Source organism: Nonomuraea sp. NPDC001636 (assembly GCF_040298265.1).
Classification (GTDB): domain Bacteria; phylum Actinomycetota; class Actinomycetes; order Streptosporangiales; family Streptosporangiaceae; genus Nonomuraea.
The window spans coordinates 64,773-88,949 of sequence record NZ_JBEOZT010000023.1 but is presented as its reverse complement, the minus strand read 5'-3'; the positions used below and the strand labels follow the sequence as shown (position 1 = coordinate 88,949).

At 71.5% G+C, this 24,177-nt stretch carries 19 protein-coding genes; 9 read left to right on the top strand and 10 right to left on the bottom strand.

From position 1 onward, the window contains the following. Position 1 precedes the first annotated feature (1 nt). Positions 2 to 5,728, top strand: coding sequence for a WXG100-like domain-containing protein (locus tag ABT158_RS34920; protein WP_352360899.1), 5,727 nt, complete (start codon positions 2 to 4; stop codon positions 5,726 to 5,728). Positions 5,729 to 5,905: 177 nt separating this feature from the next. Here ABT158_RS34920 and ABT158_RS34915 read toward each other — a convergent pair whose 3' ends face one another. Beyond that, complete coding sequence (locus tag ABT158_RS34915) at positions 5,906 to 6,817, bottom strand: LysR family transcriptional regulator (RefSeq protein WP_352360897.1); 912 nt, start codon at positions 6,815 to 6,817, stop codon at positions 5,906 to 5,908. 228 nt (positions 6,818 to 7,045) lie between these two features. On the opposite strand from ABT158_RS34915, the gene ABT158_RS34910 reads away from it, so the two are divergent. Further along, positions 7,046 to 8,806, top strand: coding sequence for an adenine deaminase C-terminal domain-containing protein (locus ABT158_RS34910; protein ID WP_352360895.1), 1,761 nt, complete (start codon positions 7,046 to 7,048; stop codon positions 8,804 to 8,806). 123 nt (positions 8,807 to 8,929) lie between these two features. Further along, positions 8,930 to 9,550, top strand: a complete 621-nt coding sequence (locus tag ABT158_RS34905) for a YczE/YyaS/YitT family protein (protein ID WP_352360893.1) — start codon at positions 8,930 to 8,932, stop codon at positions 9,548 to 9,550. 12 nt (positions 9,551 to 9,562) lie between these two features. Here ABT158_RS34905 and ABT158_RS34900 read toward each other — a convergent pair whose 3' ends face one another. Next, positions 9,563 to 10,138 (bottom strand): hypothetical protein, encoded by a 576-nt coding sequence (locus tag ABT158_RS34900; protein WP_352360891.1) that lies wholly within the window; start codon positions 10,136 to 10,138, stop codon positions 9,563 to 9,565. Positions 10,139 to 10,268: 130 nt separating this feature from the next. Between ABT158_RS34900 and ABT158_RS34895 the strand changes: the two genes are divergently transcribed. Both ABT158_RS34895 and ABT158_RS34890 read left to right on the top strand, forming a co-directional pair. Beyond that, entirely contained in the window at positions 10,269 to 10,829 is a 561-nt protein-coding gene (locus tag ABT158_RS34895) for an RNA polymerase sigma factor (protein WP_352360890.1), read from the top strand. A 20-nt stretch (positions 10,830 to 10,849) separates the two neighbouring features. After that, on the top strand, positions 10,850 to 11,506 hold the full coding sequence (locus tag ABT158_RS34890; RefSeq protein ID WP_352360888.1) for a hypothetical protein: 657 nt from the start codon (positions 10,850 to 10,852) through the stop codon (positions 11,504 to 11,506). Positions 11,507 to 11,560: 54 nt separating this feature from the next. Here the strand turns inward: ABT158_RS34890 and ABT158_RS34885 are convergent, their stop codons facing one another. From ABT158_RS34885 to ABT158_RS34875, 3 genes are all read right to left on the bottom strand, one after another. Beyond that, entirely contained in the window at positions 11,561 to 12,763 is a 1,203-nt protein-coding gene (locus ABT158_RS34885; RefSeq protein ID WP_352360886.1) for a sensor histidine kinase, read from the bottom strand. Positions 12,764 to 12,847: 84 nt separating this feature from the next. Next, positions 12,848 to 14,359, bottom strand: a complete 1,512-nt coding sequence (gene glpK, locus ABT158_RS34880) for a glycerol kinase GlpK (protein ID WP_352360884.1) — start codon at positions 14,357 to 14,359, stop codon at positions 12,848 to 12,850. A 36-nt stretch (positions 14,360 to 14,395) separates the two neighbouring features. Then, positions 14,396 to 15,202, bottom strand: coding sequence for an MIP/aquaporin family protein (locus tag ABT158_RS34875; RefSeq protein ID WP_352360883.1), 807 nt, complete (start codon positions 15,200 to 15,202; stop codon positions 14,396 to 14,398). Between the two features lie 110 nt (positions 15,203 to 15,312). On the opposite strand from ABT158_RS34875, the gene glpD reads away from it, so the two are divergent. Beyond that, positions 15,313 to 16,995 (top strand): glycerol-3-phosphate dehydrogenase, encoded by a 1,683-nt coding sequence (gene glpD, locus ABT158_RS34870; RefSeq protein ID WP_352360881.1) that lies wholly within the window; start codon positions 15,313 to 15,315, stop codon positions 16,993 to 16,995. A gap of 96 nt (positions 16,996 to 17,091) precedes the next feature. Here the strand turns inward: glpD and ABT158_RS34865 are convergent, their stop codons facing one another. Then, complete coding sequence (locus ABT158_RS34865; RefSeq protein ID WP_352360879.1) at positions 17,092 to 18,078, bottom strand: S66 family peptidase; 987 nt, start codon at positions 18,076 to 18,078, stop codon at positions 17,092 to 17,094. Positions 18,079 to 18,257: 179 nt separating this feature from the next. On the opposite strand from ABT158_RS34865, the gene ABT158_RS34860 reads away from it, so the two are divergent. From ABT158_RS34860 to ABT158_RS34850, 3 genes are all read left to right on the top strand, one after another. Further along, positions 18,258 to 18,704: a hypothetical protein gene (locus tag ABT158_RS34860; RefSeq protein WP_352360877.1), complete on the top strand. Its 447-nt coding sequence runs from the start codon at positions 18,258 to 18,260 to the stop codon at positions 18,702 to 18,704. Between the two features lie 67 nt (positions 18,705 to 18,771). After that, positions 18,772 to 19,314, top strand: a complete 543-nt coding sequence (locus tag ABT158_RS34855) for a hypothetical protein (RefSeq protein WP_352360875.1) — start codon at positions 18,772 to 18,774, stop codon at positions 19,312 to 19,314. Positions 19,315 to 19,339: 25 nt separating this feature from the next. Continuing rightward, on the top strand, positions 19,340 to 20,248 hold the full coding sequence (locus ABT158_RS34850; protein WP_352360873.1) for a cation diffusion facilitator family transporter: 909 nt from the start codon (positions 19,340 to 19,342) through the stop codon (positions 20,246 to 20,248). Between the two features lie 127 nt (positions 20,249 to 20,375). Here the strand turns inward: ABT158_RS34850 and ABT158_RS34845 are convergent, their stop codons facing one another. Genes ABT158_RS34845 through ABT158_RS34830 form a run of 4 tightly spaced genes read right to left on the bottom strand, consistent with a single transcriptional unit; the run spans position 20,376 to position 24,149 of the window. Continuing rightward, a complete protein-coding gene (locus ABT158_RS34845; protein ID WP_352360871.1) occupies positions 20,376 to 21,299 on the bottom strand; it encodes an ABC transporter ATP-binding protein in 924 nt (307 codons plus the stop codon). After that, the gene (locus ABT158_RS34840) at positions 21,299 to 22,273 is read right to left on the bottom strand and encodes an ABC transporter ATP-binding protein (protein WP_352360869.1); all 975 of its coding nucleotides are present in this window, start codon (positions 22,271 to 22,273) and stop codon (positions 21,299 to 21,301) included. Before ABT158_RS34840 ends, ABT158_RS34845 begins: the two co-directional genes overlap by 1 nt. Further along, complete coding sequence (locus ABT158_RS34835; RefSeq protein WP_352360867.1) at positions 22,270 to 23,235, bottom strand: ABC transporter permease; 966 nt, start codon at positions 23,233 to 23,235, stop codon at positions 22,270 to 22,272. The genes ABT158_RS34840 and ABT158_RS34835 overlap by 4 nt, the downstream gene beginning before the upstream one ends. Beyond that, positions 23,232 to 24,149, bottom strand: coding sequence for an ABC transporter permease (locus tag ABT158_RS34830; RefSeq protein ID WP_352360865.1), 918 nt, complete (start codon positions 24,147 to 24,149; stop codon positions 23,232 to 23,234). The genes ABT158_RS34835 and ABT158_RS34830 overlap by 4 nt, the downstream gene beginning before the upstream one ends. Positions 24,150 to 24,177 lie beyond the last annotated feature (28 nt).

Below are 24,177 nucleotides of genomic sequence, written 5' to 3'. Positions count from 1 at the left end.
CATGGGGTTCGACGGGTTCCTGGTGCCCGACTGGGCCAAGCCGTACGTCGGCTGGGTGGTCGGCATGGACTGGCCGGAAGGGGACGAGACCGGCTGCTTCCGGCTGGCCGACGCGTGCGTGATCGCCGCGCACCGGCTCGTCGAGGGCACCCGCGCCGACCTGCCGGGCAGCGCGCGCAGGATCGGCAAGGACTGGGACGGGGAGGCCCATCTCGCCTTCGCCGCCCACGTCGACAAGGTGGCGGGCGGTCAGGTCGCCCTCGCGGTCAAGCGGCTCGTGGACGCCGCGGTGGCGCTCAACGGCGTGGGCGTGCAGATCCAGTACGCCAAGTACATGATCGAGGTCACCGTCTGGCTGCTGATCATGCAGCTGGGGTATCTGCTGGCCGCGGCCCTGGCCACCGGCGGGGCGAGTCTGGCGCTCGTTCCACCGCGGTTGCAGCTCGCCCGGCTGACGGTCGCGCAGATCGCCCGGCAGTGCCGGCGCAACATGCTGCTGTTCGCCGGGATCGTGGCCGGGATGGACCTGGGCATCCAGGGCGTCCAGATGTTGCAGGGCCGCAGGGACGACATCGATGTCCAGCAGCTCGTGATCTCGGCGGCGAGCGGCGCCGCCATGGGCGGGCTCATGGGGGCGGTCTCGGGCGGGCTGAGCCGCCTGGCCACGCCCACGCTGCGCGCCGGTCTGACCAGGGCCGAGATGTCCACGGCCGAGAAGCTGCTGGCGGCGGCGCACTCGTCGTTGTACGGCCAGGCCGCGCAGTTCGCCGTGACCGGCGGCCTCACGACGGCCGGCTCCATGCTGGCCCAGGGCAACTTCAGCTGGGACCTGCTGGCCAAGGGCATCACGTCCAGCGCGCTCGGCGCGGACGGGCAACACCTGGCCGCACCCCTGCCGCACGGCGCCGGCGACCCGTCCGCGCCCCACTCGTCCTCTTCGTCCGGACATCCGCTGTCCGGCCCGGACGGCGGGAACGGGCACGGGCCCAAGAGCGGCGCCGACACGCTCCTGGCGGCGGTGAACCACAACCAGCGGACCATCGAGTCGCCCGCCTGGCACAGCCCCGACCTGCCGTCGGAGGTGCTCCAGGGTCTGACGTCCCAGCTGGCCTCCGCCGACCCGGGGCTGCCGAAGCCGGAGATCCATCCGCCTCGCGTCGTCGAGATGGGGGCCCTGGGCGAGACGGCCGTGCACGACGTCAGGGTGCCGGTGGACCCGAGGGCGGCGGCGCACGCCATGACCGCCGGGATCACGGGGATCGTCCCGCGGGAACGAGCCGTGATCCGCCTCTGGCTGGCGGAGGCGCTCGCCAGCAGCGACCGCGAGGTCTGGACCAACCACCTCCAAAGAGGCGTGGCGCTCGGCGTCGGCGACAAGGTGATCTACCTCAAGCTCCGGCCGAACGAGTTCACGCACGTGGAGCAGCCGAGTCTGCCCCCGGAGAAGCCGGTCGCCTTCGGCGGGGACGGTGTGGAGGGCAAGTCCTCGCGGGGCTCCTCGCTGGACCGGACCGCGGGGCTGATGAAGGGGCTCTACCACTCGCCGGACGAGGCCGAGGCGAACGCCCTGCCCCGTTCGGGCGTCACCAGCACGGCCCGGACGACCCACACGAACGGCGTCGAGGTCATCAGCGGGCACAAGGCCATCTCCCCCGCCCATGACTACTTCGCCGCGGACGTCGTCCTCGACGTCTACCGCGACGGCGAGCGGGTCACGCGGACCGCGGCGGTGCCGGACCTCTCGTTGACCATCCCCTTCCCCAAGCAGTTCACCCGGGAAGGGCCGCTGCTGAGCACCGACCACCCGTCGCCGCTCCCCCGCCACGAGGTGCCGGAGGGAGCGGGGCACAAGTTCCGTGACCACGGGATCGCGATCACCGGGCTGGACGTCACGCCTCTCGTGCTGGAGGTGCAGCGCCGGGGGCTGGCGGCGGGGCTGCCCGCGAGCGAGGTGGTCAAGATCACCGACCATCTCACCTCCACGCTGCTCAGCGAGCAGGGGATGAAGAACCGCAGCCAGTCGATGTTGTCGAGCGGGGTCTCCTCCGAGGCGATCCGGTACAAGACCTCGCTGCTGCGGTCGGCGGAGGACTCCGTCCGGATCAGCGGCGAGATCACGCGGGTCGAGCCGATCGACGGAGGCGGGCGCGCGCCGGTCGAGACGATGTTCCGGGACGACCTGGGGCGGCGCGAGAGCGAGGGCACGTCGCACCGGCAGGGCGCCAGCGTCGGCGTCCACGCGGGCGGCAAGCTCGGCTTGCCGCTGGGCGAGCACGCGGAGGTCGTCGCGCGGGCCGTCGGCGGGGTCGGCTACGGGACGGACCACGTCACCTCCACCAACCGGGCGCACGGCAACCACACCGTCCTGACCAGGCTCGGCGACGTCGCCATGTACGACGCCCGGATGCGGCTGCAGGTCGAGACCGAAACGCTCGGCGCCTTCGAGGTGGAGGTGAACGCCGAGCTGATCGTCCCGACGCGCGACGCGTCCCGGATGGAGCAGGACGTCTTCGGGCACGATCTGCGCCCGCTGGGCGAGTTCAACGACATCCAGCGCAAGCTCGCCGACCTCCACCGGGAGATCGACGACGTGGGGACGAAGTTCGCGCTGAACGAACCGGCCGGCGAGTACCCGGCCAGGGGCGAGCACCCCAACCGCGGCTACGACCCGCACGTCCTGGAGCCGGAGACGCTCGCGGCCGGCCGGGGCACGGGGCTCGGCAGCGGCGTCCGGGTCCACGGGGAGACGATGCTCAGCGCGGAGCTGCGCCAGGCCGTCGACCGGGCGCTGCCCGACCTCCCGCCGGAGATCAGACGGCAGGTCATGCGGGACCTGGAGAGCCGCTTCGGCGCCGTGGCGCTGGAAGCCGACCTGACGCACGCCCTCCACGGCATCAGGTACGACAGGACGATCGGCGGCTACACGATCGAGATCCTGGCCGAGGGCACGCTGGGCCGGCGGCACGAGGTCGGCGCGTCCGACCTGACCGTCAACGAGCGCCGGATCACCTCGCGCACCGACACCAGCCAGCGGGAGAGCTCCCGCACGGGCCGTGCGGAGGTGCGCGGGGTCGCGCGCGTCGACGTGACGGAACGGCTCAAGATCGACCCGGTCAACCTGTCGCTCAGCGGGAGCGGCACGAAGTCGGAGAGCACCGGCTTCTCCTCGGGTCACACGAGGTACGACCGCACGGAGACCAGCGGCGGCTTCACGATCACGCGGGATCTGTCCTTCGACGTCAGGATGCGGATCTCGCGGGACGGCACGGAGACGCTGAACACCTCGTGGGAGGTGCACGGCAGCCGGGCGGAGATCCTGGTGCCGGACGTCCACCTGCCGCAGCGGCCGGTGCTCGCGCAGGACGTCGCGCATCTGGGCCGGGTCGAGTCGTCCACCGAGCGGCCCGCCGACCTGTGGCGGCCCGGCGCCGACGAGTTGTCGGCCATCGTCCGGATGGGGGCCATGCCCGACCTTCCCTCGACGCTGGCCGGGGCCTACAACCGGTGGGCGGGACTGCCGGCGGCCGCGGAGCGGCTGGACGTGCCGCCGGTGTTCGAGACCGCCACCGACGTGATCAACCTGGAGACCATGATCACGTCTCATCCGGACGGCCTGCACTACACCGTGTCGGACCGGGCGGGAACGCGGCACGACCTGCACGTCAAGGCCCACGTGGCCGAGGTGCGGCACGTCAAGTCGGAGAGCGGGGTGGAGCACGAGAGCTACTCCAGCAGCAACTCCAGGGCACTGGACGGCGAACGCGGCAGGCGTGCGGTCGGCGGCCACGCCAGGACCGGCCTGCGCGTCACCCTGAGCGACGGCGAGGCCGCGGGGGCCGCGCGCGGAGCCGGGGAAGCCGGCGGGACCGAGCGCAAGGTCGTGGCGCGAGCAGGGGTGCACGGCGCCGCCAAGCGCAGTGCCGTGGAGAGCTCCTACCTGGGCAGCAGCGACGTCTCGCGGGTCACCTACTCCGACGGCAGCACCTCCCACTGGTACCGCGCGGACCTGGTCCTGGAGGTCACCCCCAGCAGGACCAGCGCAGGCACGGTCGAGCAGGGCCCGACCACGTACGTCCGGGTGGCGGACATCGTGGACCTCGTGCTGCCCGACGAGGTGGCCCGCCGGCACGGGCTCGACGGCCCGGAGGCCGTGGAGCCCGTCAGGCCGGCCGGGGACACGACGCGGGCCTACGTGGCGCCCGAGGCGGCGTTGAACACCGCCTACGTCCAGCACCTCGACGCGGAGGGCGTGCTGCCGCAGATCGTGGAGCTGCTGCGCCGCGACGGCCTCCTCCTCCCCGGTCAGGAGCTCACGAACCACCCGGTGGCCGAGCACCTGCGCGGCAACTTCGGCCAGCACGCGCTCGGCACCAAACTGGGCGAGCTGCGCGGGAACGGCGTGTCCTCCTGGTTGTTCGTCACGGACGCGAACGGCCGGGTCACCGAGCGCGTGGGCATCCGGGTCACGGCCGAGGTCGGCGACGGCGTCCACGTCGGTGAGCGTCCTGACACCGGCCTCATGCTGCGCAACGAGCGCCTGAGCGGCGACCTGAGCGTGCGCGAGGCGGGGACGGACCGCGGCGCGGAGGCGATCGCGCGGTACATGGAGTCCTCGGGCGGCGAGCTCCGAGGAGGCGAGGCGGGGTTCGCGAACTCCCGCGACTCCCACACCGTGGACGGGGAGGGGACGATCGCGAAGCAGATCAACCGCTACCAGACCCGCGAGGCCCCGCAGGAGTTCCGGCATCCGGTCCGGTACGAGATCACGCTCGAACACGTCCCGGTCCGCCCGCTCCTGGAGCCGGTGCAGAACGTGGCCCGTGACGTGCTGCTCAAGGTGGGCGAGATGACCGGGCACGACGGCGCCGGAAGGCTGTTCGACCGGCACGCCGGGGTCACCGAGACGTCCCGGGCGGTCGTGGACGGCGAGGTCGGCGTCCTGGTGCCGGGCCACCTCACCACGGAGGTGCCGCAGGGCACGCCGGTCGCGGGGCGTACGCCGGTCGCCGCGGCGGACCCGCGCTGGGCGGACGCGACGGGGCCCAACCGCGTGTCCGCCACGCTGGGCGAGGGCGTGCCGAGGGGGGACGTCAGCCAGGTCGCGTTCCCGGCCGCGTCGCTGGTCGAGGAATGGGCGCCGCTGAGCGCGGTGCCGCCGCGGCTGCGGGGCGAGGTCCCGTCCCTGGCCGACCGGCCCGACGGGTTCGAGCTCTCCCGCCCGGCCGGCATGTCACTCGCCGAGGCCGCCAAGGAACGGACCATGCGCGCCCATCTGGACCAGTTGCTCGCGCACGAGTACGAGATCCCCGGGATCGGCCGGGTGGGCATCGACGTCACCGGAGCCCGCGAGATCACCACCGCGCTGGTCAAGCAGCGTGTCTACGCCCAGACCATGAGCACGGTCGGGCACGGCCAGGAGCAGGGCCGGGGCGTGGCGGCCCGAGCGGGCGGGTCCGCCGGGGCGCAGGACGGGGGCCTCGGCTTCGGCGGCGTCGGCGGCAGTGTGAAGACGGCGGACGAGGCCGCGTCGCGGAACGCCAACATCGTCGAACGCAACTTCCTGGAGGAGCAGCACGACAACACCTACCTTGAGCTGGATGTCTCCCTGGTGTTCTACGGCAGGGACAGGCCCCTGACGGTGGACGTCGCGGGCGGCCTTCATCTCCGGCTCACCGCCGACGGACTCGCCGCCTTCGAGGCCGCACACCCCGGCGTGATCGTACGCTGACCCCTTTTCCTGCGCGCGGCGACAAGCGTGGAAGCGCCGGAGAATGCAATTCATGGAATTGACCGGCCGGCAGCCGGAAAAGGGTGGTCAAGGGCAGAGTCAGGCGATTGTCGGACTGGTTGCAGAAAGCGTCCGTCACAGGGGTGGTGCTCGCCCTGAGGCTTCGGCGGGGTCTGCTCACAGAGGTGGGTGGGCGACGGATTCCAGGGTTTGGATGATTTCTTCGGCGAACAGCAGGGCGGCGGGGCCGGGGCCGTGTTTCTCGCGGCGGACGAGCGAGAGGATGTTGTTGCTGAAGGCGCGGTCGCGCACCGGGCGGAAGGCGAGGGTTCCGTTGTGGTGGTCCTCGGCCATGTCGAACCTGCTGAGAAAGGCGATGGCCTCGCCCGCGGCGGCCAGGCGTTTCATCGTCTCGATCGAATTGGTGTGGAAGGCGGGCTCGACCTTCAGGCCGGCCTCGGCGAAGGTGTCGGCGATGATGCCGTGGATCACCATCGAGCGGTCGGCGAAGATCAGCGGGTAGGCCGCGCACTGGGCCAGGGGGATGGATTCCAGGCGGGCCAGCGGATGGGCGGGGGCGATCACCGCGCCGAGCCGGGTGTCCATCTGCCAGCACAGCTGGAGCTGCGGCGAGGACGGAACGTTGAATCCGAGGCCCAGGTCGGCCTCGCTGTCGGCCACCGCGCGGAGGATCTCGTGGGTGGACAGGGCGCGGATGGAGATGCGCACCTCGGGGTGGCGGGCGTGGAAGTTCACGGTGGCGGTGGAGACGATGCTGCTGGCCAGGCCGGTCATCGTGGCGATCACCACCTCGCCGCTCGGCAGTGACTGCAGGTCGCGGATCTCCGTCACGGCCTCGCGGTACTCCTGGAGGGTCCGGCGCACGTGGGCGAGGAGGACCTCGCCCGCCGGGGTGGGCCGCATGCCGCGCGGCAGGCGTTCGAACAGGGGCTCGCCGAGCTCTTCCTCAAGGAGCAGGATCTGCCGGTTGATGGCCGACGGGGCGACGTGGAGCCTGGCGCCGGCGGCCCGGATGGAGCCGTACCGCGCCACCTCGTCGATGTAGTGCAGCACGCGTGAGTGGAGCATGGGGCCTCCCTGGGCTGGACCGTGCGCAAAAAGAGTACAGTCCGTGCGAAAACGGCTGCTTGTCAGCAACGGTGCCGTGCCATTTCATAGCCACAGCGCGTACGAGCGACACGGCCACGGCGGCCCTCTGATGAAACTCCGCGACCGGCCGCCGGCATCCCGGAGCCGCGTCCTCGGGTCTCGTTCCGCGAGCGGAATCCAACAGCCGAGCAACGAAGCGAGGAAATCATGCTCCAACAGGAGAAGACGAGCCAGGCCGGTGGGACGGACCAGGTCTCGGTCCACTACGACCACGTGCGGGCGGTCTTCGACATCCTGAGCGGGGAGAGGGAGGCAGATCTGCTGCTGCGCAACCTCAGCGTGCTGGATGTGCACAGCGAGAGCGTCTTCCAGGGTTCGATCCTCGTCTACAACGAGCGGATCATCGCGCTGAACCCGGACGAGTCGATCGTGCGGGTCCGCGAGGTGTTCGACGGCCAGGGCCTTTACGCGATCCCGGGGCTGATCGACGCGCACCTGCACTTCGACGCCCAGCTGGCCCACCCGGCGGCGTTCGGGGAGGCGATCGTCCCGAGCGGCACGACCACCATCTTCGCCGAGACCCTGGACTTCGCCAGCGCGGCCGGTGACGAGGCGGTCGAGGCCGCCGCGGCGTTGTTCAAGGACTACGAGAAGCTGCCCTACCGGATCTACGCCTTCGCGCCGGGCAAGAAGACGTCGGTCGAGGTCACCGACGCCATGCTGAAGATGGACCCGGTGATCGGGCTGGGCGAGCTCGCCCACCTGTCCTACATGACGGGCAACGAGGACGACTTCCGCAAGTCCGCCCTGGGCCGGGCCAACGGCGGCTTCGTGAACAGCCACTGGGGCGTGACGGCGCTGCCGGACATGCTGCTGAACTACATGCCGGCGATCGGCGCGCACAACAACCACGATGTCTGGAACGAGGACGACATCGAGAAGAGCATCCGGTACGGCTTCCAGACCCAGATCAAGTTCGGCGTCGGCAGCCCCGAGGTGATCAAGACCATGCTGCGCGCCATCGTCAAGCGCCGCTGGCCGGCCGAGAACTTCCAGATGTGCGCCGACAACATCTCGGTCGACCGGGTGCTGACCAAGGGGCACATCGACTGGGTGATCTCCCTGGCCGTCGAGATGGGCCTCAACCCGATCCAGGCGATCAAGATGGGCACGCTGTACGCCGCCCGCTCCTTCGGCATGGACCACGACTTCGGCTCCCTCGCGCCGGGCCGCTTCGCCGACATCGTGCTGACCGACAGCCTGTCGAAGATCAACCCGCTGTACGTGTTCAAGGGCGGCGAGCTGGTCGCCAAGGACCGCCAGCTCCTCAAGCCGGTCGATCTGGACTATTCGGTCATGGTGCAGGAGCCCCGGCCCGGCCTCGCCGACCTGGCTCCCGAACAGCTCGACCTCACGCCGATCGAGATCTCCGACGACGGGACCCGGGCGAAGGTCCTGCTCTTCGACGTCTACGGACGCGGCCACCTGAAGTTCGCCCAGGAGGTCTGGGTGCCGTTCGCGGACGGCGCCGTCGTGCCCGAGGTGGACGGCGTCACGCTGAACCGCATCTCCGTCGTCCAGCGGTACGCCGACGGCACCCGGCACGTCGTCAACGGCCTGTTCAAGGGGGTCTCGATCGACCGGGGCGCCGTGTCGACGTTCTGGCCCGCGCCCTTCGCCTACTTCGTGGTGGTCGGCAGCGACAGCGCCGAGATGTGCGACAACCTCCGGCAGCTCGACGCCTTCGTCGGCGGCTGCCTCGTGACCGAGGACGGGCAGGTGCGGGCCGCGCTGCCGCTCGACATCTACGGCGTGATGGCGGACATGAGCCTGGCCGAGCTGGTGGACGCGACCCGGTCGATCGACGCCGCCCTGGAGAAGCTGGGCAACCACAACGAGGGCGAGCCGGTCGTCAACAAGCTCCTGACCCTCTTCATCTCACTCGACCGCTTCGGGTTCATGGTCTGAGCCGTGCTCTGAGAAGCGGACACCGGGTCGTCCGGCAGGCTCCGGCCGGAACAGCTAACAGCCAAGGAGGCAACTGTGCTACAGCATGAAAAAGAGGCCGGAGTCGTCGACACCGGAAGTTTGGTGCGGCGTTGGATCACCTACGGCGCCGGCATCTACCTGCTGACCCTGGGGGTCAGCCTGGCCATCAGGGCGGGGATCGGCATCTCGCCGCAGAGCAGCCTCACCCGGACGATGACCCTGGTCTTCCCCTCGATCAGCCAGGGGACGTTCAACTTCGCCCTTGAGCTGCTGATGTTGCTGCTGACCTATCTCGTCCTGCCGAAGGACTTCAAGCTCAGGAACTTCCTGGCGTTGATCCCGGCCCTGGTGCTGGCCACGTTCCTCGATCTGAACCTGATGCTGACGAGCTGGATCGCGCTGGACGCCTACGCCGCCAAGTTCGTCCTGCTGGTGGTCGCGGACGCGACATTGGCGTTCGGCCTGTTCCTGATGATCCGGGCCAACCTGGTGCTCATGCCGGTCGACATGTTCGTCAACACGGTCTTCAAGCGGACCGGCTTCAAATGGGGCAACCTCAAGACCGGCTTCGACTGCACGCTGCTGGTGGTCTCCGCGGCGATCGGGCTGATCTTCCTGGGCGGCCCGCAGTTCATCCGCGAGGGGACCATCATCAACGGCATCCTCGTCGGGCAGTACATCAAGCTCTACTTCTTCCTGTTCAAGAAGTTCTCGCGGTCCTGAGCCCGGCGGTCGTCACCGGAGCTCGTCCAGGATCGGGCGCCGGCGGGCGGCCGGGACGCCGGCGGCGTCCATCGCGCGGCGCAGCAGGCCGGGGTCGAAGCCGTGGGTGCGCAGGTGGCCGACGAGCGGGCCGTACCGGTCGGCGCGGTCGCGCAGGAGCTCGGTGGCCAGCCGGATCTCCAGCCGGACCGCCGGCACCTGGTGCGGACCGCACGCGACCAGGACGTGATGCCGCCACGGCCCTTCGCCGACGCATTCCAGGGCGTCCGAACCGGCCGGCCGCTCGACGGTGCTGAGCTCGACCTCCACCCCGTTCACCGCGAATCTGGCGAAGTACTGGCCGCTCCCCGGGATCCAGGCGGGGGCGTGGAGGCAGGGGAACGGCGACAACGCCGCGGCGAACGCGCGCAGCTCCGCCCGCCCCGGCATCAGCAGGTCGATGTCCCCGGCCGGCAGCGGGACGCCTTGCAGGAGCGCCGCGCTCGTGCCGCACAGGCGGTAGCGGACGGCGGCGCCCGCGGCGTCGAGGGTCATGGCCAGCGCCGTGGTGACGTCCGCGCGGCTCAGTGATCTGTTTCCGTGGCCCATGCCGGGCAACGTAGCAAGGCCGCGCCCCGCGTCGTCAGAGACGGCGCGGGGCGTCTGTTCTGTTGGCTCTCATAACGTTTTCTCGGCTACTGACCAAGAAGGGGTGTAATCGACGAAGGGAGCACGGCCGGTGCGTCGCAAACAGCCGGATATCGCCACAGATCCGGACGCTTTCGAAGCCTTCTACCGGCGCCACGTCGATGCGGTCACCTCGTTCCTCGCCCGCCGGGTCGATGATCCCCACACGGCCGCCGACCTGGTGGCGGAGGTGTTCATGGCGGTGCTCGACTCCGCCCACACCTACCGGCCCGGACGCGGCAGTGAGATCGCCTGGCTGTACGGCGTCGCGCGCAACACGCTCTCGGCCGAGCGGCGGCGGGCGTACAAGGAGTCGAGGCTGGTCGATCGCGTCGGCGGGCGACGGCATCTCGACTCCGACGACGTGGCCGAGCTCGTGGCGCGGATAGACGCCGAGAACCTGGCCAGACGGGCCTTCCAGGCCATGGCCGGACTGCCCGACGGTGACCGCGCGATGCTCGAACTGGTCGTCATCGACCAGCTCACGATCAGCGAGGCCGCCGCCGCCCTGGGCATCCGGCAGGGAGCCGCCCGGGCCAGGTTGCACCGCGCCCGCCACGCGCTCATGGACGTGCCGGAGATGGCTCCCTTCGTCATGGAAGGAATCCGATGAACTTCAAGGAGCACGTACTGATGGAACTGAAAGCCGAGATCGAGGCCCGCAACGGGGCCCGGCGCCGGCGCACCAGGCGGCGCCTGCTCACCGGCGCGGCGGTGGCCGCCGTCGCGGCGGCCGCGGCGGTCGTGACGCCGTTCCTCAACGGTTCGGACGCCCCCGCCTACGCGCTCACCAAGAACACCGACGGCACGATCACGCTGCGGATCAACGAGTTCCGCGACCCCACCCAGGTGGAGAAGGACCTGAAGGCGCTCGGCGTGCCCTCCGACGTCTCCTACCTCAAGCCCGGCACCCGCTGCGCCCCCGACCGCGCCCCCGCCGACGCCGGCCCCTCCTTCACCAAGGAAGAGCTCCAGAGCAAGGACCCCGCGGTCCACAAGAGGATCAGGGAGGCGATCGAGAACAGCCCCAACGCGAAGACGTTCCGGATGGGCGACGGCCAGGTACGGATCGACCCGAAGCGCATCAAGACGGGGCAGACCGCCGTCCTGGAGTTCACCGAGAACGCCGACCAGACCTCCGGCCCCGAGAAGCCGAGGGCGCTGTGGCAGTTCAGCGGCTACCTGGTGGACGGGCCGGCCAAGCCCTGCAAGGTGATCGACGACCCGTCCTGGGACCAGCTGCCCGACCCGAAGGAGCACCCGGAGGCGTACCCGCCGTCCGGCATGTGAGCGAACCGCCCACGAGGCGGCCCGCGCCCGGATCGGAGGCCGGGCGGGGCCGCCTCAGCGGCCGGGAAGGCTGATCGTCACGGACAGGCCGCCGCCCTCGCGCGGGGTCGCGGTCACCTCGCCGCCGTGGGCCTGGACGACCGCGCGGACGATCGACAGCCCGAGCCCCGAGCCGTTCGCCGAGTCCACCCGGTCGGCGTTGAGCCGCCGGAACGGCTCGAACAGGCTGCCCACCTCGTACGCCGGCACGGGTTGCCCGGTGTTGGCCACCCTGACGACGACCTCGCCCCGCAGCGTCTCCTCCGTGCTGATCCAGACCTGCCCGTCCTGCGGGAGGTTGTACTTGATGGCGTTGTCCACCAGGTTCCCCACGGCGTGTTCCAGGAGGACGGGGTCGCCCGCCATGATCGTGCCGCCGAGGCGGGAGACGACGGTCACGCCGCGCTGGTCGGCGACGGGCGTCAGCTGTTCCACCGCCGTCAGCGCCACGTCGTCGATGTCCACCGGCTGGCGGCGCGCGAGCTCCCGTTCGCTCCTGGCCAGGAGCAGCAGCCCTTCGATGAGCTTCTCGTTGCGCGCGTTGACCTCCAGCAGGGTGCGGGCGAGGGCCTTGAGGTCGGGTGAGGCCGCCGGGTCGGAGAGCGCGATCTCCAGGACCGTGCGGTTGATGGTCAGGGGCGTGCGGAGCTGGTGGGAGGCGTTGGCGACGAAGCGGCGCTGGGAGTTGAAGGCGCTGTTGAGCCGGGTCAGCATCGAGTCGAAGGTGTCGGCCAGTTCCTTCAGCTCGTCGTCCGGGCCCTGGAGGTCGATGCGCTGGTGGGCCAGCGTGCTCTCGGAGAGTTTGCGGGCCGTCGCGGTCATCTTGGCGACGGGCCGCAACGCCCGGTCGGCGACCAGGTAGCCGAAGACGAGCGCGAACAGGCCGACGCCCAGCAGGATCAGCACGGACTGCTGGACCATGCGGCTCAGGATCTGCTCGTCCAGCTTGACGGCCTGGATCTCGATCTGGTGCCGCCAGACCGTCACCAGCTCGTCGGGGATGCCCGGCGGCACGTCCAGCGAGAACTCCACGCCGTCGAGCACCGCGCGCAGCAGCAGGTAGGCGACGGTGAGCAGGAGCGTGCCGCCGACGAACAGCATGGATCCGTACGTGAGCGTCAGGCGGGCGCGGATGCCCAGCTTTCCGAACAGCTCCGCGGCCCTGCCGGGCGGAGCGTGGCCACCAGGGGTCCGGCCGGCATGGGACGGTAATCGCACGCTGTCTCCTTCCGCTGGAGACCTCATTCTGGGTGCCGCCCCGGTAAGCGCACGGTAAGGGCGTCGCGGGCCGTCGCCCGGCGGTCAGGACTCCCAGTCGAGGGTGCGGCTCACCGCGCGTTTCCAGCCCTCGTACCCCTTCTCGCGCTGCTCGTCGGTCCACTCCGGGTTCCAGCGCCGGTCCTCGGCCCAGTTGGCGCGCAGTTCGTCGGTGTCCTTCCAGTAGCCGACGGCCAGCCCGGCGGCGTACGCGGCGCCCAGCGCGGTCGTCTCGGCCACCACGGGACGGCTGACCGGCACGCCCAGGATGTCGGACTGGAGCTGCATGCACAGGTTGTTCGCGGTGACGCCGCCGTCGACCTTGAGCACGTCCAGCACCACGCCGGAGTCCTGCTGCATGGCCTCCACGACGTCCCGGCTCTGGTAGCAGATGGCCTCCAGCGTGGCGCGCGCCAGGTGGGCGTCCCTGTTGTAGCGGGACAGGCCGACGATCGCGCCGCGCGCGTCTGGCCGCCAGTACGGCGCGAACAACCCCGAGAACGCCGGGACGAAGTAGATCCCGCCGTTGTCGGTCACCTGCCGGGCCAGGTCCTCGCTCTGCGCGGAGGACCGGATGATGTGCAACTGGTCGCGCAGCCACTGCACGGCCGACCCGGTCACCGCGATGGAGCCCTCCAGCGCGAACACGGCCGGCTGGCCGGCGAACTTGTAGGCGACGGTGGTGAGCAGGCCGCGCTCGGAGCGTACGAGGTCGGTGCCGGTGTTGAGGAGCATGAAGTTGCCGGTGCCGTAGGTGTTCTTGGCCTCGCCGGGCGCGAAGCACACCTGGCCGACGGTGGCCGCCTGCTGGTCGCCGAGGATGCCGGTGATCGGCACCTCGCCGGCGAACGCGCCGTACCTGCTGGTCGTGCCGTAGGAGGCGGGCTCGGAGGACGGGCGGATCTCCGGCAGCATCTCGCGCGGGATGCCGAAGAAGGACAGCAGCTCGTCGTCCCACTCCAGCGTCTCCAGGTCCATCAGCATGGTGCGGCTGGCGTTGGTCACGTCGGTGACGTGCACGCCGCCGCGGGAACCGCCGGTGAGGTTCCACAGGGTCCAGGTGTCGGTGTTGCCGAAGACCGCCTCGCCCCGCTCGGCGGCCTGGCGCACGCCCTCGACGTTCTCCAGGATCCACTGGATCTTGCCGCCGGAGAAGTAGGCGTCCGGCCGCAGGCCCGTCTTCCTGCGGATGACCTCGCCGCGGCCGTCCCGTTCGAGCTGCGCGGCGATCCTGGCGCTGCGGGTGTCCTGCCACACGATGGCGTTGCAGTACGGGCGGCCGGTGCGCGGGTTCCACACGACCGTGGTCTCGCGCTGGTTGGTGATGCCCACGGCGGCCAGGTCGGTGTCGTGCAGCCCGGTGCGCTGGAGCGCGGTCTCGATCACCGCGGAGGTCCTGGTCGAGATCTCGATCGGGTTGTGCTCCACCCAGCCCGCCCTGGGGAGGATCTGCTCGTGTTCGAGCTGGAACTTGCACACCTCCAGACCGCTGTGATTGAAGATCATGAACCTGGTGCTGGTGGTGCCCTGGTCGACAGCCCCCACGAAATCGGGCATGGTCGTTCTCCTCCGTTCGGGTCGGACGCGGCCGGGTCAGACGCGGCCCGCGTCCTCGATGTCGGGCTCGGGCTCGGGGAGGAACCGGGCGATCATGAGCTGGTAGAGCCCGGCGCCGGCCAGGCCGCCGAGCAGGGGGCCGACGATGGGCACCCAGAAGTACAGGTCGCCGTACTGGTCGCGCCAGGCGCCGGAGTAGCCGGTGAGGTAGCTGGCCAGGCGCGGCCCGAAGTCGCGCGCCGGGTTGATCGCGTAGCCCGCGTCGGCGCCCCACGCCATGCCGATGCCGACGATGAGCAGGCCGATGACCACCGGGCTGAGGTTGGCGCTGGGCGCGAGGTTGTGCGAGTCGGACAGGGCGTACAGGACGAACATCAGGATGGCGGTGCCGATGATCTGGTCGCGGAAGCCGCCCCAGGCGCTGACCGGGAGCGAGCCGTTGCCGGGCAGGGTGGAGAAGACGGTCTGGGTCTTCAGCGTGTGCCCCGGGTCCACCTTGTTCAGCACCTCGGTGTAGTTCCAGCGCACCAGCAGCGCCCCGGCGAACGCCCCCACGGTCTGCGCCAGCGAGTACGGCAGCACCTTGGCCCACGGGAACCCGCGGAAGGTCGCGAACGCGAGCGTGACGGCCGGGTTGAGATGGGCGCCGGTGATGCGGCCGGCGACGTAGACGCCGAGCGCGACGCCGATCCCCCACGCCCAGGCGATGCTGTTGTGATCGCCGATGCCGGCCGCGACCACCTGGGCGACGACGCCCACACCGAACAGGATGAGCACCATCGTGCCGGCGAACTCGGCGATGAGCTCACCGGCCAGTTCGAGGCGTTTGACACGTTCGACCACCGCTGTCCCCGCTTTCGTGGTGTCGGCGTTGTGTGCCATTCCCCGATCGGGGAAACGTATACGGATCGTGAGTGTTTGAGCACAAAGCGTTGTTCGGGGGATCCATGAACATGACCGGGGCGATGGACGCCAGGAACCGTCAGGCAGCCATCGACCGGCTGGCGGAGCAGTCCTTCGACATGCTGGTGGTCGGCGGCGGCGTGACCGGCGCGGGCGCCGCGCTGGACGCCGCCTCCCGCGGGCTGCGGGTCGCGCTGGTGGAGAGCCGCGACCTGGCCGCCGGCACGTCGAGCAGGTCGAGCAAGCTCATCCACGGCGGCCTGCGCTACCTGGAGCAGTTCGACTTCAAGCTGGTCCGCGAGGCGCTGAAGGAGCGCGACCTGCTGGTCTCGCGGCTGGCCCCGCACCTGGTCAAGCCGGTCACGTTCCTGTATCCGCTGCAGCACGGGCTCATCGAGCGGCCGTACGTGGGGGCCGGGCTGACCCTGTACGACACGCTGGAGGGCATGCGCCGGCCGATGCCCCGGCACCGGTACCTGTCGGTCAAGGAGTCGCGCCGGATGGCGCCCGGCCTCCGCGAGGACGCGGTGTCGGGCAGCATGATCTACTTCGACGCCCAGGTGGACGACGCGCGTTTCACCCTCACCCTGGCCAGGACGGCCGCCGCGCACGGCGCCGTGGTCGCCACCCGGACGCGGGTCGTCGAGATGCTGCGCGAGCAGGGCGGCGAGCGCGTCGTCGGCGCCCGCGTGCACGACGAGGAGACCGGCCGCGACCTCGACGTCAGGGCGGACGCCGTGGTGGTGTGCGGGGGCGTGTGGACCGACCCGATCAACGGGCTGCCCGGCTCGGCGCCGGCCGGTTTCAAGGTCAGGATGTCGAAGGGCGTGCACGTCATGGTGCCGGGCGAGGCCATCGACTCGTCCACCGGCATGATCATCCCGACCGAGAAGAGCGTGCTGTTCATCATCCCGTGGACGCGACGGCGGTGGATCGTCGGCACCACCGACACCGAGTACGACGGCGACCGCGAGGAGCCGGCCGCCACCGGCGAGGACATCGACTACATCCTCGACCGCGCCAACGCCGTGCTGGCCCGGCCGCTGACCCGCGACGACGTGGTCGGCGTCTACGTGGGCCTGCGCCCGCTGGTGGCGGCCGACGAAAGCTCGGCGACCACGAAGCTGTCCCGCGAGCACGTCGTGGACGTGCCGGCGCCGGGCCTGGCCACGATCGCCGGGGGCAAGTTCACCACGTACCGGGTCATGGCCAAGGACGTGGTCGACGCGGCGCTGGAGGGCTTCGACGTGCCGGAGTCGGTGACCGACCGGCTGCCGCTGATCGGCGCCGACGGGCTGCCGGCGGTGCGCGCGTCCGTGCGGCGGCTGGCCGAGGACCACGACGTGGACGCCGACGTCGTGGAGCATCTCGTCCAGCGCTACGGCACGCTCGCGATGGAGGTGCTCGCCCTGGTCGACGACGACCGCTCGCTCGGCGAGCCGCTGGTGGAGGGGTGCCCGTGGATCAGGGCCGAGGTCGTGTACGCCGTCACGCACGAGGGCGCGCTGCACGCCGAGGACGTCCTGTCGCGCCGGACCCGGATGCTCATCGAGGCGATCCCGGCCGCGCTCGACGCGGCGCCGGTGGTGGCGCGGCTGATGGCGGGGCTGCTCGGCTGGGACGAGGCCCGGGTGGAGGCCGAGGCGGCGCGCTGCCGCACCCTGGTCGAGGCCGAGCGCAAGGCCCTGGCCGAGGCCACGGCCCCGCGCCGCGAGCCCGCCGCCGCGTCCTAGCGGCGGCGGGTCGCCGGCCGGTCGAGAGTCAGTCGCGGTCGAGAGTCAGTCGCGGTCGAGAGTCAGTCGCGGCCGAAGGTCAGTGGCGGACGAGGGTCAGTGGCGGACGAGGGTCAGCGACGGTTCGGGGCCGACCGTCAGGCGGGCCCGGCCGCCGACCGGGAAGGTGGCCAGCGGGTTGGTGTGGCCGACGTCGACGTTGGCCAGGACGGGGACGTCCCGCAACCCCGGCTGCGTCTCGACGATCTGCTCAAGGAGCGCCCTGGTCATCTGGCTGGCCTGCTGGAACCGCCCGATCACCAGCCCGCGGACGGTCTCGGCGCTCGGGACCTGGAGCAGCGAGGTGAGGTTGCGGGCGAAGATCGCCGGGTGGGACTCCAGGTCGTCCTCCACGATCAGCAGCGCGTCGTCGAGTGACGGCATGTACGGCGTGCCCTGCAGCAGGTTCAGGGTGCAGAGGTTGCCGCCGACGACGCGCCCCTCGGCGGCGCCGGGCCGCAGCGGCCACCAGCCCTCGTTGGGCATCGGCTCGCGCCCGTCCTGGTCGAGGAACCACAGGTCGTCGGTCCAGTACTTCGACGCCCCCAGCTCGACCGGCGCGTCGCCGAACAGGACGGCGGTGAACCACTCCAGGGTCTGCTCGAAGTGGTCGCGCATCCCGAACGTCGACCAGTGGGGCCCCGAGTACGTGACCAGCCCGGCGCGGGCGAGGACGGCGTTCTGCAGGGCGGTGATGTCGGAGTAGCCGCACAGGATCTTGGGGTTGGCCCGGATCAGCTCCCAGTCGAGATGCGGCAGGAGCTCGTTGCAGTTGTAGCCGCCGATGACCGTCAGGATCGCCGCCACCGACGGGTCGGCGAAGGCGTCGTGCAGGTCGGCGACGCGGGAGGCGACGCTGCTGGAGTGGAAGGCGTCCCGCTCGTCGATGTGGCGGCCGTAGGTGAGCGTCAGGCCGAGCTCGGCGAAGCGGGCGTCGATGTGCGCGGTGTGGTCGTGCTCCATGACCATCGCGCGCGAGCAGGCCGGCGCGACGACGCGGACGACGTCGCCCGCTTTGAGTTTGGGGGGATGGATGACGTCCATCCACTGAAGCATAGGCGAGCCCGGCGGCCGGGTGACGTGGCCGGTGCGGCCGGCCGGTATCGAGGGCTTCGGCGAACGACTCTCGTACTACAGGGTGTTCCATCCCGTCCAGGACCCGTTCCGTTCGTGACCGGCCCGCGGGTGCGCCGGCCGGTGCGCCAGACAGAGGGGATCTCGGCATGACGATCCGAAAGACGGCGTCTCTCGTCACTTCCTGCTGCCTGCTGTGGCCGGCGACGGCCTGCACGGCCGCGCCACCGGCCGGTCCACCGGCCGTACGGCGGGAGGCCACCCCCTCCGGCACGCCCTCACCCGGTCATGAGGCCCTGCGCCTGCCGGGTATGGAGGCCGGGACCACCACCGTGCTCAAGGCGGGACCGCGGAGGGGCAGCATGGTCGTGGGCGACGTGCCGCCCGGCAAGGACGAGCTGTGGGTGCTGTTCCGGTGCCGGGGCGACGGCCAGGCGGAGATCATCCTGGAGCCGGGCATCAGCATGCCCTTCACCTGTCTCGACGACCTGATCAGCCCCATCATGAACCGCCTCGACCTGGGCCGCAGGAAGACCCTGACGGTACGGGTCCAGGCCCCGGACTCGGTCGAGTGGGCCCTGCGCGTCACTCGTTGAGCACGTGCGGCGGCGCGCCGGGCGAGGCTCCGGGGCCGGGTCCGTCCCGGCGCCTAGGGTGTTTGCCATGGTCAAGTGGCTTGTACTCCTGCTGGCATGCTCGCTGACCGGATGCGCCGGTCCCGTCGGGACGGCCGGGCGCTCGTCGCCGTCCGCGCCCGCTACGTCCGGATCCGCCGCCTCCGAGTCCGCGCCGGACGGGTCCGCGTCCGACGGGTCCGCGTCCGACGGGTCCGCGCCGGGCGGGTCGTCTCCCCGTGCCGCCGCGGGCGAGGGCGGGCGGGAGGTCGGCGGGTGCGCGGACGCCCGGTGCGAGGTCACCCTCCGGGCGGGCGACGTCCTGAAGTTCGGGCAGCGTCACGGGGTCTCCCGGTTCGCCGTCGCGAGCGTCCAGGGCGACAAGGTCACGTGGGAGGCCGACTTCACCGGTGGCGGGGACATGAGCTCCCAGGGCGAGCAGGGCGGCGCGTCCACCTGCAAGTTCGACGAGGGCGGGGGCTGCTCGGGCTACATCCGGGGCGTCACCACGCTCACCCTGAACGACGTCGTCCTGCGCTTCCTCTCCTTCGACCGCGGCCGCGCCGTCGTACGGGTGACACCGAAGCGATGACCGCCGGCCGGGAGGTCGTGCGGGCATGAGCGCGCAGCCCAGCAGCCGGACCAGCGTGATCGTCACGATGGCGGTCGTGGGGGCGCAGGCCGTCGTCCTCGGGGTCCTGGCGGCGGTCACCGGCTCGGCCATCCTGTACGCCGAGGCCATGTTCAGCGTGGCCGACTTCGGGGTGGAGGTGTTCCTGCTCATCGGGCTGGCGCGGGTGGCGCGTCCGGCCGACGAACGGCACCCGCTCGGCTACGGGCAGGAGATCTTCTTCTGGTCGCTGTTCGCCGCCGTGGGGCTGTTCGTGGGCGGGGGCGTCGCCTCGATCGTGGAGGGTCTGGGCGAGCCGTCGGCCTCGGGCGGTTCGTACGCGCTGGGCTACCTGGTGATCGTGCTGATCACGGTCACCGACGGGTGGGCCCTGGCCGTCTCGGTGCGGGCGCTCGGCGCGCGGGCCACGGTCACCGGGCGGTCGTTGTGGGCGGAGCTACTGGCCGGCAGCGACCCGGCGGCCAAGACCGTGACCCTGGCCAACGCGGCGGCCGTGGTCAGCGGCCCGATCGCGGTGGCCGGCCTCGCGCTGCACCAGGCGACCGGGAACGAGGTCTTCGACTCGCTGGGCAGCGCGCTGATCGGGATCCTGCTGGTCGCGGTCTCGGGCCTGCTGCTGCGGCTCAACCAGAACCTCATCGCCGCGCCCAGCGTGGACGCCGCCGACCTGGCCCGCATCCGCCGCGCGATCGCCGAGGTGCCGGACGTCACCGGGGTGCGCGAGGTGATCGCGGTGATCGTCGGGCCCCACCAGGTCATGGTGGCCGCCCGGGTGACCCTCGCCTCGGCCACCGACCTTCCCCGGGCCGAACGGGCCATGGCCGCGGTCGAGGAACGGCTGCGGCGGCGTCCAGAGATCCGCGAGGTCTACGTCACGCCAGTCGCCCCCGAATGAGCCCGCACCCGGTCGTCCCGCCGGTCGCCCCCGAATGAGCCCGCACCCGGTCGTCCCGCCGGTCGCCCCCGAATGAGCCCGCGACCTGCCGAGCCGCGGGGTACCGGGCTCGGGGCGACCGGCCTGCTCACTCCTCCGGGAAGTGGCAGCTCACCTGCCGTCCCCTGACCGTCGTGAGCGCGGGCGGCTCGGTGCGGCACAACGGCTGCGCCTTCGGGCAGCGGGGATGGAAGGTGCAGCCGGGCGGCGGCGCGAGCGGGCTGGGCGGGTCGCCGTGCAGGACGATGCGCTCCCGGGTGGCCTCCACCTCCGGATCGGGCACCGGCACGGCCGACAGGAGGGTGCGCGTGTAGGGATGGGCGGGATCGGAGTAGACGGTGTCCGACGAGCCGGTCTCCACGATCCGGCCCAGGTACATGACGGCGACCGTCTCGCACATGTGCCGCACCACCGACAGGTCGTGGGCGATGAACAGGTAGCCGAGCCCGAGGTCGGCCCGCAGGTCGGCGAGCAGGTTGACGATCTGGGCCTGGATGGACACGTCCAGCGCCGAGACCGGCTCGTCGCAGACGACCAGACGGGGCCTGGAGGCGAGCGCGCGGGCGATGCCGATCCGCTGCGCCTGGCCGCCGGAGAACTCGTGGGGGTAGCGGTCGGCGTGCTCGGCGTCCAGGCCGACGAGCCGGAGCAGCTCGACCACGCCGTCCCGGTCGACGGTCCGGCGCGGCCCGGCGACGATCTGCCGGACGGTGTGGCGCGGGTTGAGCGACGCGTACGGGTCCTGGAAGATCATCTGAAGCCGGCCGCGCATCGGCAGCAGGGCCCGGGGGCCCAGGTGGGTGATGTCGTGGCCGTCGAAGGTGACGGTCCCGCCGGTGGGCTCCAGCAGCCGCACGATCATGCGGCCGGTGGTGGACTTGCCGCAGCCCGACTCGCCGACCAGGCCGAGCGCCTGGCCTTCCGGCACGTCGAAGCTCACGCCGTCCACCGCCCGGACCCGTTGCCCGCGGCGTCCGGAGAAGGTCATCCGCAGGTCGCGCACGGAGAGCATCAGTGGTCGGCTCCTTCCAGGTGGCACGCGACCCGGTGGGGGTCGCCGGTGAGCGGCGGGCGCGTGGTCGCGCAGACGTCCAGGGCGGCCGGGCAGCGCGGGTGGAAGCGGCAGCCCGGCGGCGGCGCGAGCAGCGAGGGCGGCGCCCCCGCGATCGCCCGCAGCCGCGCCCGGCCGGGGGCCGCCGCTGTGCCGGTCGGCGCGTCCGGCGGCGCCGCGCCCGGCACCGAGTCCAGCAGGGCCCGCGTGTACGGGTGCAGCGGCCGTTTGAAGATGTCCCTGGCGGGCGCGTGCTCCACGGTCCGGCCGCCGTACATGACCAGGACGTCGTCGGCCATGCGCGCCACCACGCCCAGGTCGTGGGTGATCAGGACGACCGCGAGCCCCCGCTCCCGCTGGATGCGCGCGATCAGGTCGAGGATCTGCGCCTGGACGGTCACGTCGAGCGCCGTCGTCGGCTCGTCGGCGATCAGCACGCCCGGCTCGCAGGCCAGCGCCATCGCGATCATCGCCCGCTGCCGCATGCCGCCCGAGAAGCGGTGCGGATGCTCCCCGGCGCGCCGCCGCGGCTCCGGGATGCCCACCTCGGCCAGCATCTCGACCGCCCGCTCGCGGGCCGCCCGCCGGCCGGCCCGGCGGTGCAGCCGGTACGCCTCGGCGATCTGCTCCCCCACGGTGAAGAAGGGGTGCAACGACGACAGCGGATCCTGGAAGATCATCGACACCGCGCTGCCGCGCAGCCGGCGCAGCCGTTCGGCCGGGGCCCCGACGAGCTCCTCCCCGTCGAGCTCGATCGACCCGGCGACGGTCGCCCGGCGGTGCAGCCCGAGCAGCGACAGCGCGGTCACGGACTTGCCGGACCCGGACTCGCCGACGACGCCCAGGGTCCGCCCCCGCTCGACGCCGAACGACACGCCGTCCACGATCCGGATGTCGCCGAAGCTCACCGACAGGTCGCGCACGGAAAGGATCACGAGTACCTCACCCTGGGGTCGATGACCGCGTAGACCAGGTCCACGAGCAGGTTGGCCAGCACGATGAAGAAGGCCGCGAGCAGCGTCGTGCCGAGGATCACGGGCTGGTCAGACTTGACGATGCCGTCGTAGGCGAGCCGGCCGACGCCGGGCAGGCCGTACACGGTCTCGGTGATCATCGCGCCGGCCAGCAGGCCGCCCAGGTCCATGCCGAAGACGGTGACGACCGGGGTCATGGCCGCGCGCATGCCGTGCTTGGCGACGACCGTCCGCTCGGGCAGGCCCTTGGCGCGGGCCGTCCTGATGTACGGCTCGGCCATCGTCTCGATCATCTGCGCCCGGGTGAGCCGGGCGTACATGGCGGCGTAGAGTGCGGCCAGCGTGACCCAGGGCAGGATCAGGTTGCCGGCCCAGGCGGCGGGGTCGTCGGTGAGCGGCACGTACGCGGGGTACGGCAGCAGCCCGGTCACCCGTACCGCCAGCAGGAGCAGCACCATCGCCACGAAGTAGACCGGCAGGGACGCGCTGGTCAGCGTGGCGATCATCAGCGTCCGGTCCAGGGCGCTCCCCCGGCGCAGCGCCGACACCACCCCGACCGTGACGCCCACGGCCAGCCACAGCAGGGCCGCGCCGACCGCCAGGGACGCGCTGGCCCCGAGCCGGTCGATCAGCAGGTCCCAGACCGGCAGCGCGTTCTGGTAGGAGAACCCGAGGCAGGGCACGTGGCAGCCGGGGCGCCCGGCGACGATGCCCGCGACGTAGCCGCCGAACTGCTCCCACAGCGGCCGGTCCAGCCCCATCTGCGCGCGCACCTCGGCGACCCGCTCGGGCGTGCAGGTCTTGCCGCACGCCTGGACCGCCGGGTCGGACGGCAGCACGTAGAAGATCACGAAGGTCACCGCGCAGATCACCAGCAGCACGCCGGCGACCGCGAGGGCCCTTCTGGCCAGGTACGACGTCATTGCGCCGCCCCCTTGGGATCGACGGCGTCGCGCAGGGCGTCACCGAGGAGGGTGAAGGCGAGCACGGTCAGGAACAGGCAGGTGCCGGGGACGAGCAGGTACATCGGGTCGACCTCGTACCAGAGCATCGCCTCCTGGATCATCTGCCCCCAGGAGGCGGTCGGCGGGCGCACCCCGACGCCGAGGAACGACAGCGCCGCCTCGGTGCCGATGTTGGCGGGCACCGCGAGCGTGGCGTACACGAGGATCGGCGCGGTGATGTTGGGCATGATCTCGCGGAAGACGATGACGCCGTTCAGCGCGCCGCCGACCCGGGCGGCGTCCACGTACTCGCGGTGCTTGACGGAGATCGCCTGCCCCCGCACGATCCGCCCGATGTACGGCCAGCCGAACCCGCCCATCACACACACCAGCAGGACCATCCGGTCGCCGTCGGGCATGACCGAGATGAGGGCGATCATGAAGATCAGGCTCGGGAACGACATGAGCAGGTCCATGGTCCGGCTGATCACCGCGTCCGCCCAGCCGCCGAGGTAGCCGGCCAGCAGCCCGAGCACGGTGCCGAGCAGCACCGACACCAGCGTCGCCAGGGTGGAGACCATCAGCGAGACGCGGGCGCCGTAGACGACGCGGCTGAACACGTCGCGGCCGTTGACGGGCTCGACGCCGAGCCAGTGCTCGCCGCTGACGCCGCCCAGCGCCCCCTTGGGCACGCCCGCCAGCTCCTGGTCGATCGCGGACGGGTCGAAGGCGTCCGGCGGCCAGCCGTTCAGCTTGGTGAGCAGCGGCGCGGCGAGCGCGACCAGCACCAGGACCGTCACCACGACCACCGCGAACCGGGTGGCGGCGCCGCCCAGCAGGCGTTTCCTGACCAGCCGGGCGGGCGGGCTCGCCGCGACGACCGTCGCCGTCATGTCCGGCTCCGCCGGTATCCGGGGTAGC